Origin of the sequence: Alcanivorax sp. NBRC 102024, from assembly GCF_001602235.1 — a bacterium.
Lineage (GTDB): Bacteria > Pseudomonadota > Gammaproteobacteria > Pseudomonadales > Alcanivoracaceae > Alcanivorax.
The window spans coordinates 1-11,722 of the sequence record NZ_BDAS01000021.1 but is presented as its reverse complement, the minus strand read 5'-3'; the positions used below and the strand labels follow the sequence as shown (position 1 = coordinate 11,722).

Annotated in this window: 19 protein-coding genes; 18 read left to right on the top strand and 1 reads right to left on the bottom strand. The window is 58.3% G+C overall.

Going from position 1 to position 11,722, the window contains the following annotated elements; translation table 11 throughout:
- Positions 1–50: 50 nt before the first annotated feature.
- Positions 51–341, bottom strand: a complete 291-nt coding sequence (locus tag A0251_RS16925; RefSeq protein WP_062818015.1) for a hypothetical protein — start codon at positions 339–341, stop codon at positions 51–53.
- Between the two features lie 215 nt (positions 342–556).
- Between A0251_RS16925 and A0251_RS16920 the strand changes: the two genes are divergently transcribed.
- The 18 genes from A0251_RS16920 (at position 557) to A0251_RS17470 (ending at position 11,538) form a co-directional block, all read left to right on the top strand.
- Entirely contained in the window at positions 557–778 is a 222-nt protein-coding gene (locus A0251_RS16920; RefSeq protein ID WP_062818014.1) for a hypothetical protein, read from the top strand.
- Complete coding sequence (locus A0251_RS16915; RefSeq protein ID WP_062818013.1) at positions 775–1,047, top strand: hypothetical protein; 273 nt, start codon at positions 775–777, stop codon at positions 1,045–1,047. The genes A0251_RS16920 and A0251_RS16915 overlap by 4 nt, the downstream gene beginning before the upstream one ends.
- Positions 1,044–1,400: a hypothetical protein gene (locus A0251_RS16910; RefSeq protein WP_062818012.1), complete on the top strand. Its 357-nt coding sequence runs from the start codon at positions 1,044–1,046 to the stop codon at positions 1,398–1,400. The genes A0251_RS16915 and A0251_RS16910 overlap by 4 nt, the downstream gene beginning before the upstream one ends.
- 408 nt (positions 1,401–1,808) lie before the next feature.
- Positions 1,809–3,653: a replication endonuclease gene (locus tag A0251_RS16905; RefSeq protein ID WP_062818011.1), complete on the top strand. Its 1,845-nt coding sequence runs from the start codon at positions 1,809–1,811 to the stop codon at positions 3,651–3,653.
- A gap of 16 nt (positions 3,654–3,669) precedes the next feature.
- The gene (locus A0251_RS16900; protein WP_062818010.1) at positions 3,670–3,966 is read left to right on the top strand and encodes a hypothetical protein; all 297 of its coding nucleotides are present in this window, start codon (positions 3,670–3,672) and stop codon (positions 3,964–3,966) included.
- Positions 3,956–4,336, top strand: a complete 381-nt coding sequence (locus tag A0251_RS16895) for a hypothetical protein (protein WP_062818009.1) — start codon at positions 3,956–3,958, stop codon at positions 4,334–4,336. Before A0251_RS16900 ends, A0251_RS16895 begins: the two co-directional genes overlap by 11 nt.
- Positions 4,333–4,809 (top strand): hypothetical protein, encoded by a 477-nt coding sequence (locus A0251_RS16890; RefSeq protein WP_062818008.1) that lies wholly within the window; start codon positions 4,333–4,335, stop codon positions 4,807–4,809. The genes A0251_RS16895 and A0251_RS16890 overlap by 4 nt, the downstream gene beginning before the upstream one ends.
- On the top strand, positions 4,799–5,443 hold the full coding sequence (locus A0251_RS16885) for a DUF87 domain-containing protein (RefSeq protein WP_156478316.1): 645 nt from the start codon (positions 4,799–4,801) through the stop codon (positions 5,441–5,443). The genes A0251_RS16890 and A0251_RS16885 overlap by 11 nt, the downstream gene beginning before the upstream one ends.
- 298 nt (positions 5,444–5,741) lie before the next feature.
- Positions 5,742–5,894, top strand: coding sequence for a hypothetical protein (locus tag A0251_RS17475; RefSeq protein ID WP_156478315.1), 153 nt, complete (start codon positions 5,742–5,744; stop codon positions 5,892–5,894).
- Positions 5,895–5,907: 13 nt separating this feature from the next.
- Complete coding sequence (locus tag A0251_RS16880) at positions 5,908–6,750, top strand: major capsid protein P2 (RefSeq protein WP_062818006.1); 843 nt, start codon at positions 5,908–5,910, stop codon at positions 6,748–6,750.
- Positions 6,751–6,759: 9 nt separating this feature from the next.
- Complete coding sequence (locus A0251_RS16875; RefSeq protein ID WP_062818005.1) at positions 6,760–7,059, top strand: hypothetical protein; 300 nt, start codon at positions 6,760–6,762, stop codon at positions 7,057–7,059.
- Complete coding sequence (locus tag A0251_RS16870) at positions 7,059–7,313, top strand: hypothetical protein (protein WP_062818004.1); 255 nt, start codon at positions 7,059–7,061, stop codon at positions 7,311–7,313. Before A0251_RS16875 ends, A0251_RS16870 begins: the two co-directional genes overlap by 1 nt.
- A gap of 334 nt (positions 7,314–7,647) precedes the next feature.
- Complete coding sequence (locus tag A0251_RS16860) at positions 7,648–8,097, top strand: hypothetical protein (RefSeq protein ID WP_156478314.1); 450 nt, start codon at positions 7,648–7,650, stop codon at positions 8,095–8,097.
- Positions 8,097–9,530: a hypothetical protein gene (locus tag A0251_RS16855; RefSeq protein ID WP_062818001.1), complete on the top strand. Its 1,434-nt coding sequence runs from the start codon at positions 8,097–8,099 to the stop codon at positions 9,528–9,530. Before A0251_RS16860 ends, A0251_RS16855 begins: the two co-directional genes overlap by 1 nt.
- An 11-nt stretch (positions 9,531–9,541) precedes the next feature.
- A complete protein-coding gene (locus tag A0251_RS16850) occupies positions 9,542–9,973 on the top strand; it encodes a hypothetical protein (RefSeq protein ID WP_062818000.1) in 432 nt (143 codons plus the stop codon).
- Positions 9,973–10,569, top strand: coding sequence for a hypothetical protein (locus tag A0251_RS16845; protein WP_197461975.1), 597 nt, complete (start codon positions 9,973–9,975; stop codon positions 10,567–10,569). The genes A0251_RS16850 and A0251_RS16845 overlap by 1 nt, the downstream gene beginning before the upstream one ends.
- Positions 10,569–10,856: a hypothetical protein gene (locus A0251_RS16840; RefSeq protein ID WP_062817999.1), complete on the top strand. Its 288-nt coding sequence runs from the start codon at positions 10,569–10,571 to the stop codon at positions 10,854–10,856. Before A0251_RS16845 ends, A0251_RS16840 begins: the two co-directional genes overlap by 1 nt.
- Before the next feature lies 1 nt (position 10,857).
- The gene (locus A0251_RS17470; protein ID WP_156478313.1) at positions 10,858–11,538 is read left to right on the top strand and encodes a hypothetical protein; all 681 of its coding nucleotides are present in this window, start codon (positions 10,858–10,860) and stop codon (positions 11,536–11,538) included.
- Positions 11,539–11,722: the final 184 nt, after the last annotated feature.

Here is an 11,722-nt window from a genome sequence, read left to right as displayed (position 1 = left end):
AAAAAGGTAAGTGCCCGGAAGCAGGGCCGGGCACCTATAACCCTATGATTCTAGGCGGCTTTTTGTTCTGCGATATGCCGCCACAACTGCGACAATTTGTCGTTTCCTTTCTTTTCCATGCGCTCAACCTGGAGCCACAAAACAACGGTTTCCGGGTTCATTCTGAGCCGTTCGGCAATCTTTATGCCGGTTTCATCATCCATGACGGTTCCGCGTGAATACCAGTTTTTCACGCACTGCCACGAGACGCCCAATTCATTAGCAAGGGCGTAGAGAGATTCTTTACCAATCAATAACTTGAGACGATCTGCGAGCGCGATCGTAGAGAGTTGAACGTCCATTTTTGACACCTTTTAAACACCGAGAACAGACAGGCACCACCCTGTCAATACCTGACCAGTCTATGCCTAACTAGGTGTGCTATGCCACACCTAACCGCCTGTTTGACACCCATATCCAACTAGGTGTGTGATGTCCTCGCCAACCGGGAGACGGGCCACCCTGGCCCTGATCCCGGAGGCAGACACCGAATAACAACACCACGAGGTTGGCACCCATGGACGTTATCAAGATCACACCGGAAGAACTGACCGATATGGCTTATGCACTGCATGAGTATTTCGGAGAGTACGACCTGCCAAGGTTGAAAGGCGGTTTTTATAGCAGCGCCGAATGCGGAGAGATGGAGCAAAAGCTGCTGAAACTGGCCGCCAAGCTGGAAGCCGACAACCTGGACGCGCTGGCATTCTGCGCACCGGCTCAGGGGGTGCAGGCATGAAAACGCTAAAGGCATGGGCAGCGCGTGACAAAGGTTTAGAGCATGTTTTCGGGGAGTTTTGCAGAGAGCTGCGCCAGTTGGACGGGCGCAGAGATCACCCGGTCCATAGCATGTACTGGCAAAACGCCATTGGTGCCGAAAGGGTTTTGACCGGCTACCTATCGGCCATGATGTGGGCCGACAAAATCACATTTGCCACCTTGGCAAAAATCCAAAAGGAAAAGGCGGACGCCTTGTACCGTGGGAAGGTGCCGGAGGTGACGCTATGAAAACCCTTCGCGAAACCTGCGCCAAGTGGCTGGACATTCGCCAGCCGTCCGACCCAGAAACAGCGGTATGGGCCGAACTGGACACCGCACAAAAGCAATTCATTCTCCGGGGGCTGGGCATCGACCCGACCACCTTTGTCATGAATGCCATGACGCGCCGAGAGCGCAACAAGCTGTTCGAGTGCGTGAAAGCCTGGGCGGGCACTGCCGAGCGCCTGCAAGGGATCCTGGGCACCTGCCGTGCCGAACAGCAGGCCGAGCATCTGCGGCTTGTTGATCCGGTATCGCGTCCCCTTATCGACGCTATCCGGCCACCGGCACCGAAACAGCAGCAGAAGGGGAAGGCGGCATGATGTATTCCCCCGAATCCGTAACCCGCGCCCGCCATGTGGCCCATGGCCTGGTGATCGTCGGCACCCTGTTTCTGTGCGGCTGGCAGGGGGTGGCGTGATGACAGATTTGTCAGAAGAGGATTTTGCGCGAATCTGTGAAGAGTCAAAAAGCTGGGAGCGTGAACAGAAGGGCGGTGCAGTCTTGTTTGAGGTTGACCGGAATGGCAACGCAATACAGGTGGGGTGGTGCCATGCCCTGGGCTGTGTAACAGGGCCGGATAGCCCGATAACTTCCCCATATAAATGGGTGCCGGGAACCTTCGCGCTCACGGATAGCGGCGCACTTTGGCGGGTAGAGGATGGAGAGGCCCGGACATACTGGCGGTTTCAGGCCCGGCCATACTGGCGGTTTGTTGGAGGGACGGTCGAATGATCCGCGCCGCCATCCAGTCCCCGCAACTTGCCCGCCTGGCTGTCTTGGGCGGGCACATGGCCAAGACGCTGCCCGATGACGGATTCGGCGCTGCTGAGGGAAACATTCCCTGGGCGGCGGACTTTGCTGGCCCTGCCTGGGGTGATGTTGGTCGCGGCTACCTGAAAGCCGCCGAGCGTCACGGCTACGTCAAAGCCAATCGCCAGCTACACGAGTTTTCCCCCCTGATTCGTGATGACCTGTATCTGGCGGCGGACGATGCCGATATCCGGGCGTTCTGTGATCGCCGGGTGAAAGAGTGCGCAAAGCTGTTGCAGAACGGCGGGGCAGTGGCTGGCCTGAATGAATGCTGCCTGGTGGCAACTCGCTACGGGCTGGCCTGGCCGGTGCCGGATCACGCGGAAGAGTGTGAGTTGATCGCATGGGCGCGGCGCCTGGTTTGTGCCAAGTGGTGGCGTCGTCAGGTTCGCACGTTGCAGGCGAGAGAGGTGGGCAGGCTGGCCAGGCTGCGGGGCCAGGTGGCCAAGTACCGACAAGCCTATGTCGATGACTGGAATATGAACCGCTACCGGGCGGCACAGGCGCGGAACCTGGAAACCCTGGAGCAGGTGGTAGCTACCAATGAAGACGGCCAAGAATACACCCTTGCCGAGCTGGCCGAGCTGGGACCATCCAACCTGACCAACCGGCGCCATGAGCTGATGGTGAGAATGCGTGGCTTTGAAGAGGTGGCACAGGGCCGGGGCCATGTGGGCGAGTTTTGGACATTCACTCTGGCCAGTCGCTGGCACCGGATGCGGTGGATCAAAAAAGCCTGCAAGCCGGTGAAAAACTCCCGCTGGAAAGGGGCGGACCCGAAACAGGCGCAAGAGTGGCTGTGCAAGTTGTGGTCACAGATTCGCGCCAGCATGGCCCGTAATGGCATCCGTATCTACGGATTCAGGGTGGCAGAGCCACACCATGACGGTTGCCCCCATTGGCATCTGCTGGTGTTCATGCATCCAGATGACCGGCGACAGGCGCGGCATATCTGCCGTCGCTACCTGCTGAAAGATGACCCGAACGAGCCAGGCGCTCAAAAATACCGATTCGATGCCAAAGCAATTGACCCGGCCAAGGGCACGGCGGCGGGCTACGTTGCGAAGTACATCGCCAAAAACACTGACGGCGCCAACCTGAACGAGCAGGACGATGATAGCGGCCTGGATATGGCACAGGGCGCGGAGCGTGTCAGGGCCTGGGCCAGCACCTGGGGCATTCACCAATTCCAGCAGATAGGCGGGCCGTCCGTGACCGTGTGGCGGGAGCTGCGCAGGTTGTGGTCACAGAGTGAGCCGGGTTTGCAGGCGGATCTATTCGGGAATGTGACCGTGGAGGCAGCAGGCCAGGCAGCAGATCAGGGCGACTGGGCCTCATTCGTTGAATACATGGGCGGGCCGAGCCTGCCCCGTGAAGCGCGTCCGGTGCGCCCTGCCTACTGGGTGCAGGGCGAGAGCCTGGACGATGAAACCGGCGAGATACTGCCGGGGACAACGCGCTACGGCGACCCGGCCAAGGGGCAGGTGTTCGGGCTGTGGATTTGGGAGCGCACCGGGGGCACAGATCAGGCGCAGGAGCGCCCCTGTCTGACCCGCTTTTACCGGTGGGAGATTGAGCACCGGAGGCCGGAGCAACAAGAGGTGCCGGTGCTGAATCGGTCAGATGATGACCTGGCCGGGGTGAAGGGTGTCCCGGCCTGGTTGAAGGAGTTGGCCGGGCGAATGACTGGCCAGGGGCAGGGCATCGCGGCGCGGTGGTCTTGTCCTTTCAGCGGCGCAGCCGCCTTGGACTTGTGTCAATAACTGTACGGTGGTGGTGATGGGCGACCCTCGATATCGGGCCAGCAGGAAAGAGGAGTGGGAAACGGTGCCGAGTTACTTTGATTCAGAAGAAAACAGGCGCTTTCTGGAAGCAGAAGGTGAGCTGATGCTCAGATGGGAGCGGTTGAAACATGCCCGTGAAGGAATAGGGAATCTTCACCCTGACAGGCTCCACTCTAGGCCAAGTGCAACGCAGGTGCTTGCGGCTGACTTATTGGTGGCGGAAGTGGATGCATTTAAAACTGCGGCAGAAGAATACCGAGACGCTACAAGGGAAAGGAAAAATGGCAGTTAAAAACCGGGAGCAAGTGGGCACCGTGAACTGTGCACTGTGCGGAAATGAAGCCACGGTGCACACCAGCAAAATTGGCCGGGGCGGGGTGGCGTCGTCGCTGTATTACCGTTGTGGTACCACGTCGAGCGGGTGCGGCTGCATCCAGCCCCGTGGGCCGTCTGGTCAGGCATGGATAAAGCAGCACATGCGCCCCCTGGACACTAAGCCGGCGCCGAAAGTCAGCCAGCAGGCCGAGCCGGAAGCGCCGGCAGCGAATGACCCCGGCGAGTATGTGCCGGGGGAACAGGAAACCGGCACGGATGCCGGCAAAACCAGGAGAAGCGGCGGGCTGCTTGGCTGGCTGCTGGACGATGAGGATGAAAACCTATGACGGGTGAAAAGAAACCGGGACCGGAAACCGGGAAAAAACCGGGAGACGCCACGGACGGCGCCGAAACCGAGCATCACGCTGAAAACCTGGAAGCATTGGCGGGTGAGTACCAGCCGGCAGGCGAAGGAAAACCGGGAGAAAACCAGAAAGTGCAGGACGATGCGGTCAGCGCGGACCAGATCGCCCAGCTTTACCAAACCGGGTTTTCACTGGTGGCGCTTCGGGCTGGCAAGCATTGGAACCTGTCGGACGGCGAAGCCAAGGAAATAGGCACGGCCACGGATGCGGTGTTAACCAAGTACTTGGGGGAAACCAAGATAGGGCCGGAACTGGGTTTGCTGTTTGCTGGGGTCGCGATCATTGGCCCGCGTGTGGCGCTGACGGTGGCCATGCAAAACCAGGAACAGGGGCCGCAAAAACCTGCCGCCAACGATGACGGCCAGCAACAGGGAACCGGCACTGATGGCAATTAACGAAAACACCAGCAAACCGGCGCGCCACGTCCTGGTGATCGGGGACACCGGCGCCGGCAAAAGCCAGATGCTGCGGACCCTGATACCTGACAGGGGCGTCAGGGTGCTGGCGTTTGACCCTGACCGGGACCACGTTGTCCACCACTTCAAAACCGGGGCGGAATGGGCAAAGGAGGTAATGCGGGCGCTGAAAACCGGGAAAAACTTCCGCCTGGCCTGGGAGGGCGAAAGCCCGCAGGACTTCGAACGGTTTTGCAAATGCACGTTCGATGCGCTGGACGGTCGTTATGACACGCACATCATCATGGAGGAAGCGGCAGAATTCGCCGGCACCAGCGGGCCGGCGCGTGGCGCCTTCGGTAACTTGCAGCGACGCGCCCGGAAGTATGGCGGGATTCTCTACACGGTGGGCCAGCGGGCTGCGGAAGTGCCGACCACGGCCAGGCGGCAAGCGCACGTTAAATATATCGGTTTTGTGGACCCGGAAGACCGGGAAGCGGCGGCAAAATTGGCCGGGCTGACGGTGGAGCAGATCGCGGAAATCCAGCCCAATACCTTGACGTTCTGGAAGTGTGAGAAGGGTAAGCAACCGGAAAAAGTGACCATAGAGTACCGGCCAAAGCCGGAAAAATAACACTAATTTTAACCTATAGGTTTAGGGCGCTTCGGCGCCCTTTTTTGTGCTTGACGAAAAACCTGAGCGCCATGGTTTCGTAAAAGCCGACACCAGCCAGGCCCACCACCTGGCACACCGAGAACCAGGGAAGGAGCCGCGCAAGGATGCGCTTTTATTTCCGGTTTTTTAATTGGCAACCATGGGAATTTTACCGATGAACAAGACCGTTCTGAAAACTGCCGCGATCACCATCGCCCTGCTGGCCGTGATTAACCGGGTACCGCAGGCGAAAAAGATCGTTAACGGCCAGTAAGCCATGACCGATCCGGTCGATTACATCAAGAAAAACACCGATCCCACGATTGTGGTTTCAGGGATTGTGACCGCGCTGGCAATTGGGGCGGTGTTTTTTGCTTTCAAAAATTCAGGCATTGGCGCGCTAAAAGCTGTCGCCAGCGCCGCCAAGTAAAAGGGACTTTGCTATGCCTGGCATTCTCGCCGCAGAGCGTAACGAAATGAAGCTGGTCAGCCCGCAGGGCATTAATGCGGGGGGCACTGCATACTTCAAACTGCCCACAGGTCTGCGTTATCACCTGCTGATTATCAAGTATTCCGGCGCCCTGGCTGATTATCCGGAATTGCGGGTAGTGGCCAACACCGAAAACGTGCGCCGTGTGTCCTTTGAAGAGCAGGACATGATGAACCAGACCGATGGCCTGGCCGCTGCCGGTGGTCTGCTGGTGGTGCCGTTTGACTCCCTGGGCATGCGTATCCGTGAGGGTATCGAGGAAACCGCGCTGAACGTGGGGCGCCCCGCTGGCATGGACCCGCAGCCCGACGAAATCACCAGCGCAGAAGTGCAAATTGATATTGCCGGCGGTGCATTGGCGCCCGCGCTGGAGGTCTACGCCACCGTGTCCAACGCTATCGGCGGCGGTGCCGGCCTGGTGCGTCATATCGTGAAAACCACCCGCCAGGTGGGCGGTGCCGGCGAGTTCGATATCCAGGATCTGGATTTCAACACGCCCAACCGTGCGTTGATCCGTCGCGCCTTCTTCAAAACCGAGGCCGTGGACAAAATGGAAGTGTACCGGGACAACGTGAAAATTTTTGAGCGTACCCGCGCACTGAATAACCGGCGCCTGGCCGATGGCAAGCGCAGCCAGCAATCTGGCTGGACCCTGCTGGACAAGACCGAAGACGGTTATTCCGGTAGCCGAATCAGCACCATGGGCGTTCAGGATTTCCGTTTCCGCCTCAACATGACCGGCGCAGAAGCAAACATGCCGATCATTACCGAGTACCTGGGCACGCTGAAAGCGTAAGGGGGCGGTATGAGCTGGTTCGATGAGCTGAAAGGTAGCGCCGGGGATTTCTTCACCGGCGCTACAGACAGCGTACTGGGCGGCGCGAAGGACTGGCTTGATGGCAGCGTCAGCCAGTGGGCCCAGAAGGGCAATGAAGTGCGAAGCCGGCCCGAAACCGTGCGCCCGGAAGACAGCCCACCGCCCAACAGTGGCCCGGTGAAGCAGCAGGGTGAGCAAGTGGCGGCACTTGGCGCCCAGCTGGGGCAAATGGGAACCCTGGCAATGATCGGCGTCGCGGCGCTTGTGATTTATAAGGCGGTGAAGTGATGTTGGCCGGTTTGGGAACACTCAGCGGCTCATTGCAGGCGGGCCAGGGTAGCACCTTCGGGAATGCCGGCCCCTCTGCGACGGGCGACACCATCCTGGGTCCAATCGATTTGGGCGGGCCAGTGGTGAATTTCTCCGGGGCTGGCAATGCCGGCACACCGACAGGGCCGGCGGCAATGTTCGGCGGTATGAATCCGCTGTTGCTGGCTGGCCTGGCGGCGGGGGCCGTGTGGTTCCTGAGCAAGCGCCGGTAAAAGCGGACACCTGGACAGACGCTGACCACGAGAGGGTGGTCAGCGCCAGCGGGGCAACAGCGGCGCAAGAGTTGCGCGAAGACTGGGAAGCCCGCCGGGTGGCCCTGTTCCGTTCCGGCACCGCCACCATGGTGGTGGAAGCGGGGCGAGACCCTGACGGCCTGTTGCTGATTGTTCACGCGCTGGCGGGCAGAGAGGGGCAGGGCCTGATTGCTTGGCTGTGTGACTTTGCCAAGCAGAAGGGAATCGGTCGGATAACAGCCGACGCAAGGACAGCAAGCCGCGCCCGACTCTATGAGCGGTGGGGGCGGCACCTCAAAAGCAGGGGCCTGATATGGGCGGCAGCAGTTCAAGCAAACAGACAACCAACGTCACCAACATTCGCGAAGATTACATTTTCAACAATGCGGGGGGCGGTCCAGCCGCGAACGTAGGCAGCGCGGACACAGTAAGTAATGAAATCAATGTGACCACGGCGGACCCGCAAGTATTGCGGGACGCATTGGCCGCAAATCAGGCCGTAGCATCCGATGCATTCGCGCAGGCTTTCGGGTTTGGCAATGATGCCTTGGGGCAAGTTGGAGACACGATCCGCGAGGCCGTCACCCAGTCCCTGGACAGCGTGGAAAATCAACAATACTGGTCGGGGCAGGCGATAACGCAGGCGCTTGGCACAGTAAAAAGCATTGGCACGGGCGGCGCGTCGGATACGGCGGAAACACTGAAATGGGTAGCCTTTGCCGTTGCCGGCTTGGGCGCCGTTGCACTGATGGGGCGTAACTGATGGATGAGGTAAGAAAAACCGTAGTGGCAGGCGGGCAGCAGTTTGTAGACGCTGCCGGCGATTTTATTTTCTGCTCCTTCGCAGATCGCCCTTTCCGAATCATCATTGACGGCCAGCCGGTCACTGCCAGGGTGGGCGACAAGCTGCGCCCAGAAAAGCGTTTCCGTAACTTCCTAATTGAAAACCTGGACGATGATAACCCTATCGCGGTGAGGCTGGTCGTGGGTGAAGGCGATTACAACAGTCAGATAATCCAAGGGGAAGTGACGGTTAATCCGGGGGTGAGGAACAGCGCGGGACAGTTTATACCTGATAGCCGTTTTGATGTGTCACTAATGGCAACGCTAACCAGCAGGGCAGCAAGGGATTACCAAAAAGGTGACACGGTTTTTGAGTTCGAAGTGGAGGATGCAGGCAGCGGGGGCGATCATTCTATTTATGGCGCTGAAATGATCGGGCCGGATGAAATCTTGTTGACAGTAAAAACGCAAGACCTGGAACCGGAGTGGTTAGCGTTTTATTCAAGGGATGGCGTTTCACGGGGGGTTATTGACTTTAAAAGAATCTACAGCGGTGAAAGCGGCGGAAGCGGCGGCATTAGCGACAGAATTGTCGGCATTGAGTTTAACACCGCAAGAAATACAGTGATGCTGTTAACTCGTGGCGGCGAGTTTTACGAAGTGACCCGCGCCGGCACGGTCATCGAATACGCCGACTTATCAGGCGTTTTGCCGGATGGCTACGCCGCCGGAGCGGCGACGGGCCTAGCATACAGCCCAGAAAGAAACGAGCTGGCAATAGTGACGCCTATCAACGATTCGCTTGTGATTATTGACCGTCAAACGATGCAGGAAAAAAAGACGTTCCAGGTTGCGCCATACAATGATGGCGACGTTTCAACTTGGGGCGGAAAGTGGTTCCTAATGGGTTCCGGATCGGGCAGCGATGGCATCCTAGACCCGGAGAGCGGCGAAATTGAGCCGGTAAGCGTGTTGCCAGGCAATACGGATGCGGGCTGTGTTTGGGAGCATGAAGGATTCGCGGTTATCGCTGTTGGTCTTACCGTTAAAGCGATCTGCATAGAGGACACAAAGTTTTACGGAGCGGGCGAGGCACACGCTATCGAGTGCGGAAAGGGTGCGCGGCTGATGCGTCGGCCTAGTAATCCACTGAAAGCGGAAATCTATGCACACCTGGAAGGTGGTTTTAATGTTGCAACCGGGGAAATAATCCGGGCCACTATTGAAATGTGGACGGGCCATCCGGCCCCGGATGATTACTTGGATCACGTTTACGGCATTGAGATGCCGGGGCAGACGGTAATAGCGAAATCAGGCGCAGAAACATTTAAGCGGGCCGGGATTGAGGACTGGTTTACCGCCAAGTTTCCGGGCCGGGTGACACTCACCATTGATAATCAATTGTTAAAATAGAGGGCTTCGGAATGACAGTATTCGCATCAGTTACGCGCCTGGGGTTTGAGATCGGACCGGTTGATCCCGTTGCGGTGGATTCCGTGGCAGATGGTGTATATGAAACGCCGGTTGTTTTTAGGGAATCATTGGGAGACATGGCGCGCCTGAGTTTTGTAACGGGCAAGTTCCGTTACAAGCTGGTGTTAAATCAGCCGACGACAGCCGGGGCTGTTGATGTGTCATTGACTGATGGCGTCAATGTGTTTTGTGTTGAGTCGGTAAACCTGGACAGCGGCGAAGTTATCACCGGGGAGCTTGAGGCCGACTTAGTGGCGGCGGTGGGGGCGTCCAAGATTCGGGTATCGGTTGACGTGAAAGAGGCTGCAGACGCTTCGACCACTTGTGAGGTTTACGGGGATTTAACGGTGGCAAGTCCTGCAGTAGTGGTTGGCGGCTGCTAATGATTCGCCTGCTGGCACTCGCCGGCCTGGCGGGCCTGGCCTGGGTGGTATCGCGCCAGGTCAGTGCCTCGCCGCATAAGCCGGCCACCATTCCCGGCCTGGATCTGGATTTCTCCGGGCTGCTGGATGTGAATATTCCGTTTCTATCAGGGGGCAGCATGGACGCGCCAAACCAGTTTTATGACAAATCGTTGCCCCGTGGCATTCGCAACAACAACCCCGGCAACATCGAGAAAACCGGTGATGCATGGCAGGGCCTGGCCGATATCCAGCCGGATAGCCGTTTCTTTACGTTCATTGATCCTGTGTACGGTATCCGCGCACTGGCAAAGATCATTCGCAACTACCGGGACCGCTATGGATTGAACACCGTCCAAGGAATCATTAACCGGTGGGCGCCACCCGTAGAGAACAACACAAGTGCCTATGTTCGCGCTGTGGCCGCAAAAGTGGGTGTGGCACCCACTGAGCCCCTGGCATGGGATGCCGGCCAACTGCGGCGACTGGTAGAGGCAATCATTCAGCACGAGAACGGGCAGCAGCCGTACAGCATGGCCACCATTGCAGACGGAATAAGCCGGGCAGGGTGGGCGTAATGGCATTGTTCACCGATAAGCAGCTGATTGGCATTGGCGCCGTGGTGGCCGTTGGCGGCTACCTGCTGTGGAAAAACGGACTGCCGGCTATTGGCAAAGCCATTGACCCAACAAGCCGGGATAACGTGTTCTATGGCGGCGTCAATGCTGTGGGCGAGTCTGTGACCGGTAACGAAAACTGGACCTTGGGTGGACAGATTTATGACTGGCTCCACCCGAATGAAGCGGCAGACCTGGGCCTGGCCCCAAAGGCTGCGAAAACAACCGACACCATCACGGGGAACTGATATGGAAAAGCTGTGGGGAGTGCTGCGGCACAACTGGGGCAAAGCCCTGTTAACGGCGATCATTGGCACCGCGCTGACGTTGGCGAACGTGCCGCCTGCAATCATCGGCACCATTGCCAAAGCGGGCAGCGATGCAGCGGCAGACTACGCGGAAGAAAAACACAAGGAAGAAATGGAGCGGGGCGAGAATGGAAATTCTAATGCAGATGATCAACGGGGTGGGCGAAGCGGCGCAGATAGCAACCTTCGCAGTCCTGGTGATGATGCGAAAGGACAACCGGCAGACTCAGCAGAGAGTCAAGCGCATAGAAAAACACCTGTGGCCGGCTGTCTTCGGGTCGGATGCTTGCGAGAACTAGCGTTTAATGATCCGCATGCGCCTGGCGGGGGTTCCAGTGGCAGGCCGCTGGTACTCGCGCAATTGCTGGAACCTGATCCATGCCCCGCGCAGTTGCTCGGGCGTCCAAGTTTCGCCGGTGTCCACATTCTCAATGAAGCTGTCACGGAGCCGGAACGATTGCCAGGCGCCCCAAGGAATCACACCGAACACGCGCATTTGCAAAAGCTGACGGCTGGCTTTGTCCATCCTGGCGCCAGCGGTCCAGCGTTGGGCGGTGCGCAAGCTGCGGCCAGTGATCCGGGCGGCAAAACCGGGCGACACTTCACGCTGATGGCCAGTTAGCGGGCAAGATACCAGCACGGCCTTAAATCGTTTTTGCATAGTCGATCCCTCTGTAATAGTAAATCCGTCTTTCAAGCGGCGGAAAAATATACACATTGGCCGGGATGCGAAACCCGGCATTGACAGGGGGATGGTGTGTTGTTCTCTGTGATACTGGTGTCCCGCTTCACTATGCATAATGTAT

Excerpts from the sequence above, each read along its gene's own strand:
- A0251_RS16850 (WP_062818000.1), top strand. The coding sequence starts at position 9,542 with ATGACAGTATTCGCATCAGTTACGCGCCTGGGGTTTGAGATCGGACCG.
- A0251_RS16905 (WP_062818011.1), top strand. The coding sequence starts at position 1,809 with ATGATCCGCGCCGCCATCCAGTCCCCGCAACTTGCCCGCCTGGCTGTC.
- A0251_RS16870 (WP_062818004.1), top strand. The coding sequence starts at position 7,059 with ATGTTGGCCGGTTTGGGAACACTCAGCGGCTCATTGCAGGCGGGCCAG.
- A0251_RS16885 (WP_156478316.1), top strand. The coding sequence starts at position 4,799 with ATGGCAATTAACGAAAACACCAGCAAACCGGCGCGCCACGTCCTGGTG.
- A0251_RS16910 (WP_062818012.1), top strand. The coding sequence starts at position 1,044 with ATGAAAACCCTTCGCGAAACCTGCGCCAAGTGGCTGGACATTCGCCAG.
- A0251_RS17475 (WP_156478315.1), top strand. The coding sequence starts at position 5,742 with ATGACCGATCCGGTCGATTACATCAAGAAAAACACCGATCCCACGATT.
- A0251_RS16855 (WP_062818001.1), top strand. The coding sequence starts at position 8,097 with ATGGATGAGGTAAGAAAAACCGTAGTGGCAGGCGGGCAGCAGTTTGTA.
- A0251_RS16875 (WP_062818005.1), top strand. The coding sequence starts at position 6,760 with ATGAGCTGGTTCGATGAGCTGAAAGGTAGCGCCGGGGATTTCTTCACC.
- A0251_RS16915 (WP_062818013.1), top strand. The coding sequence starts at position 775 with ATGAAAACGCTAAAGGCATGGGCAGCGCGTGACAAAGGTTTAGAGCAT.
- A0251_RS16920 (WP_062818014.1), top strand. The coding sequence starts at position 557 with ATGGACGTTATCAAGATCACACCGGAAGAACTGACCGATATGGCTTAT.
- A0251_RS16900 (WP_062818010.1), top strand. The coding sequence starts at position 3,670 with ATGGGCGACCCTCGATATCGGGCCAGCAGGAAAGAGGAGTGGGAAACG.
- A0251_RS16840 (WP_062817999.1), top strand. The coding sequence starts at position 10,569 with ATGGCATTGTTCACCGATAAGCAGCTGATTGGCATTGGCGCCGTGGTG.
- A0251_RS16925 (WP_062818015.1), bottom strand. The coding sequence starts at position 341 with ATGGACGTTCAACTCTCTACGATCGCGCTCGCAGATCGTCTCAAGTTA.
- A0251_RS16895 (WP_062818009.1), top strand. The coding sequence starts at position 3,956 with ATGGCAGTTAAAAACCGGGAGCAAGTGGGCACCGTGAACTGTGCACTG.
- A0251_RS16890 (WP_062818008.1), top strand. The coding sequence starts at position 4,333 with ATGACGGGTGAAAAGAAACCGGGACCGGAAACCGGGAAAAAACCGGGA.
- A0251_RS16860 (WP_156478314.1), top strand. The coding sequence starts at position 7,648 with ATGGGCGGCAGCAGTTCAAGCAAACAGACAACCAACGTCACCAACATT.
- A0251_RS17470 (WP_156478313.1), top strand. The coding sequence starts at position 10,858 with ATGGAAAAGCTGTGGGGAGTGCTGCGGCACAACTGGGGCAAAGCCCTG.
- A0251_RS16845 (WP_197461975.1), top strand. The coding sequence starts at position 9,973 with ATGATTCGCCTGCTGGCACTCGCCGGCCTGGCGGGCCTGGCCTGGGTG.
- A0251_RS16880 (WP_062818006.1), top strand. The coding sequence starts at position 5,908 with ATGCCTGGCATTCTCGCCGCAGAGCGTAACGAAATGAAGCTGGTCAGC.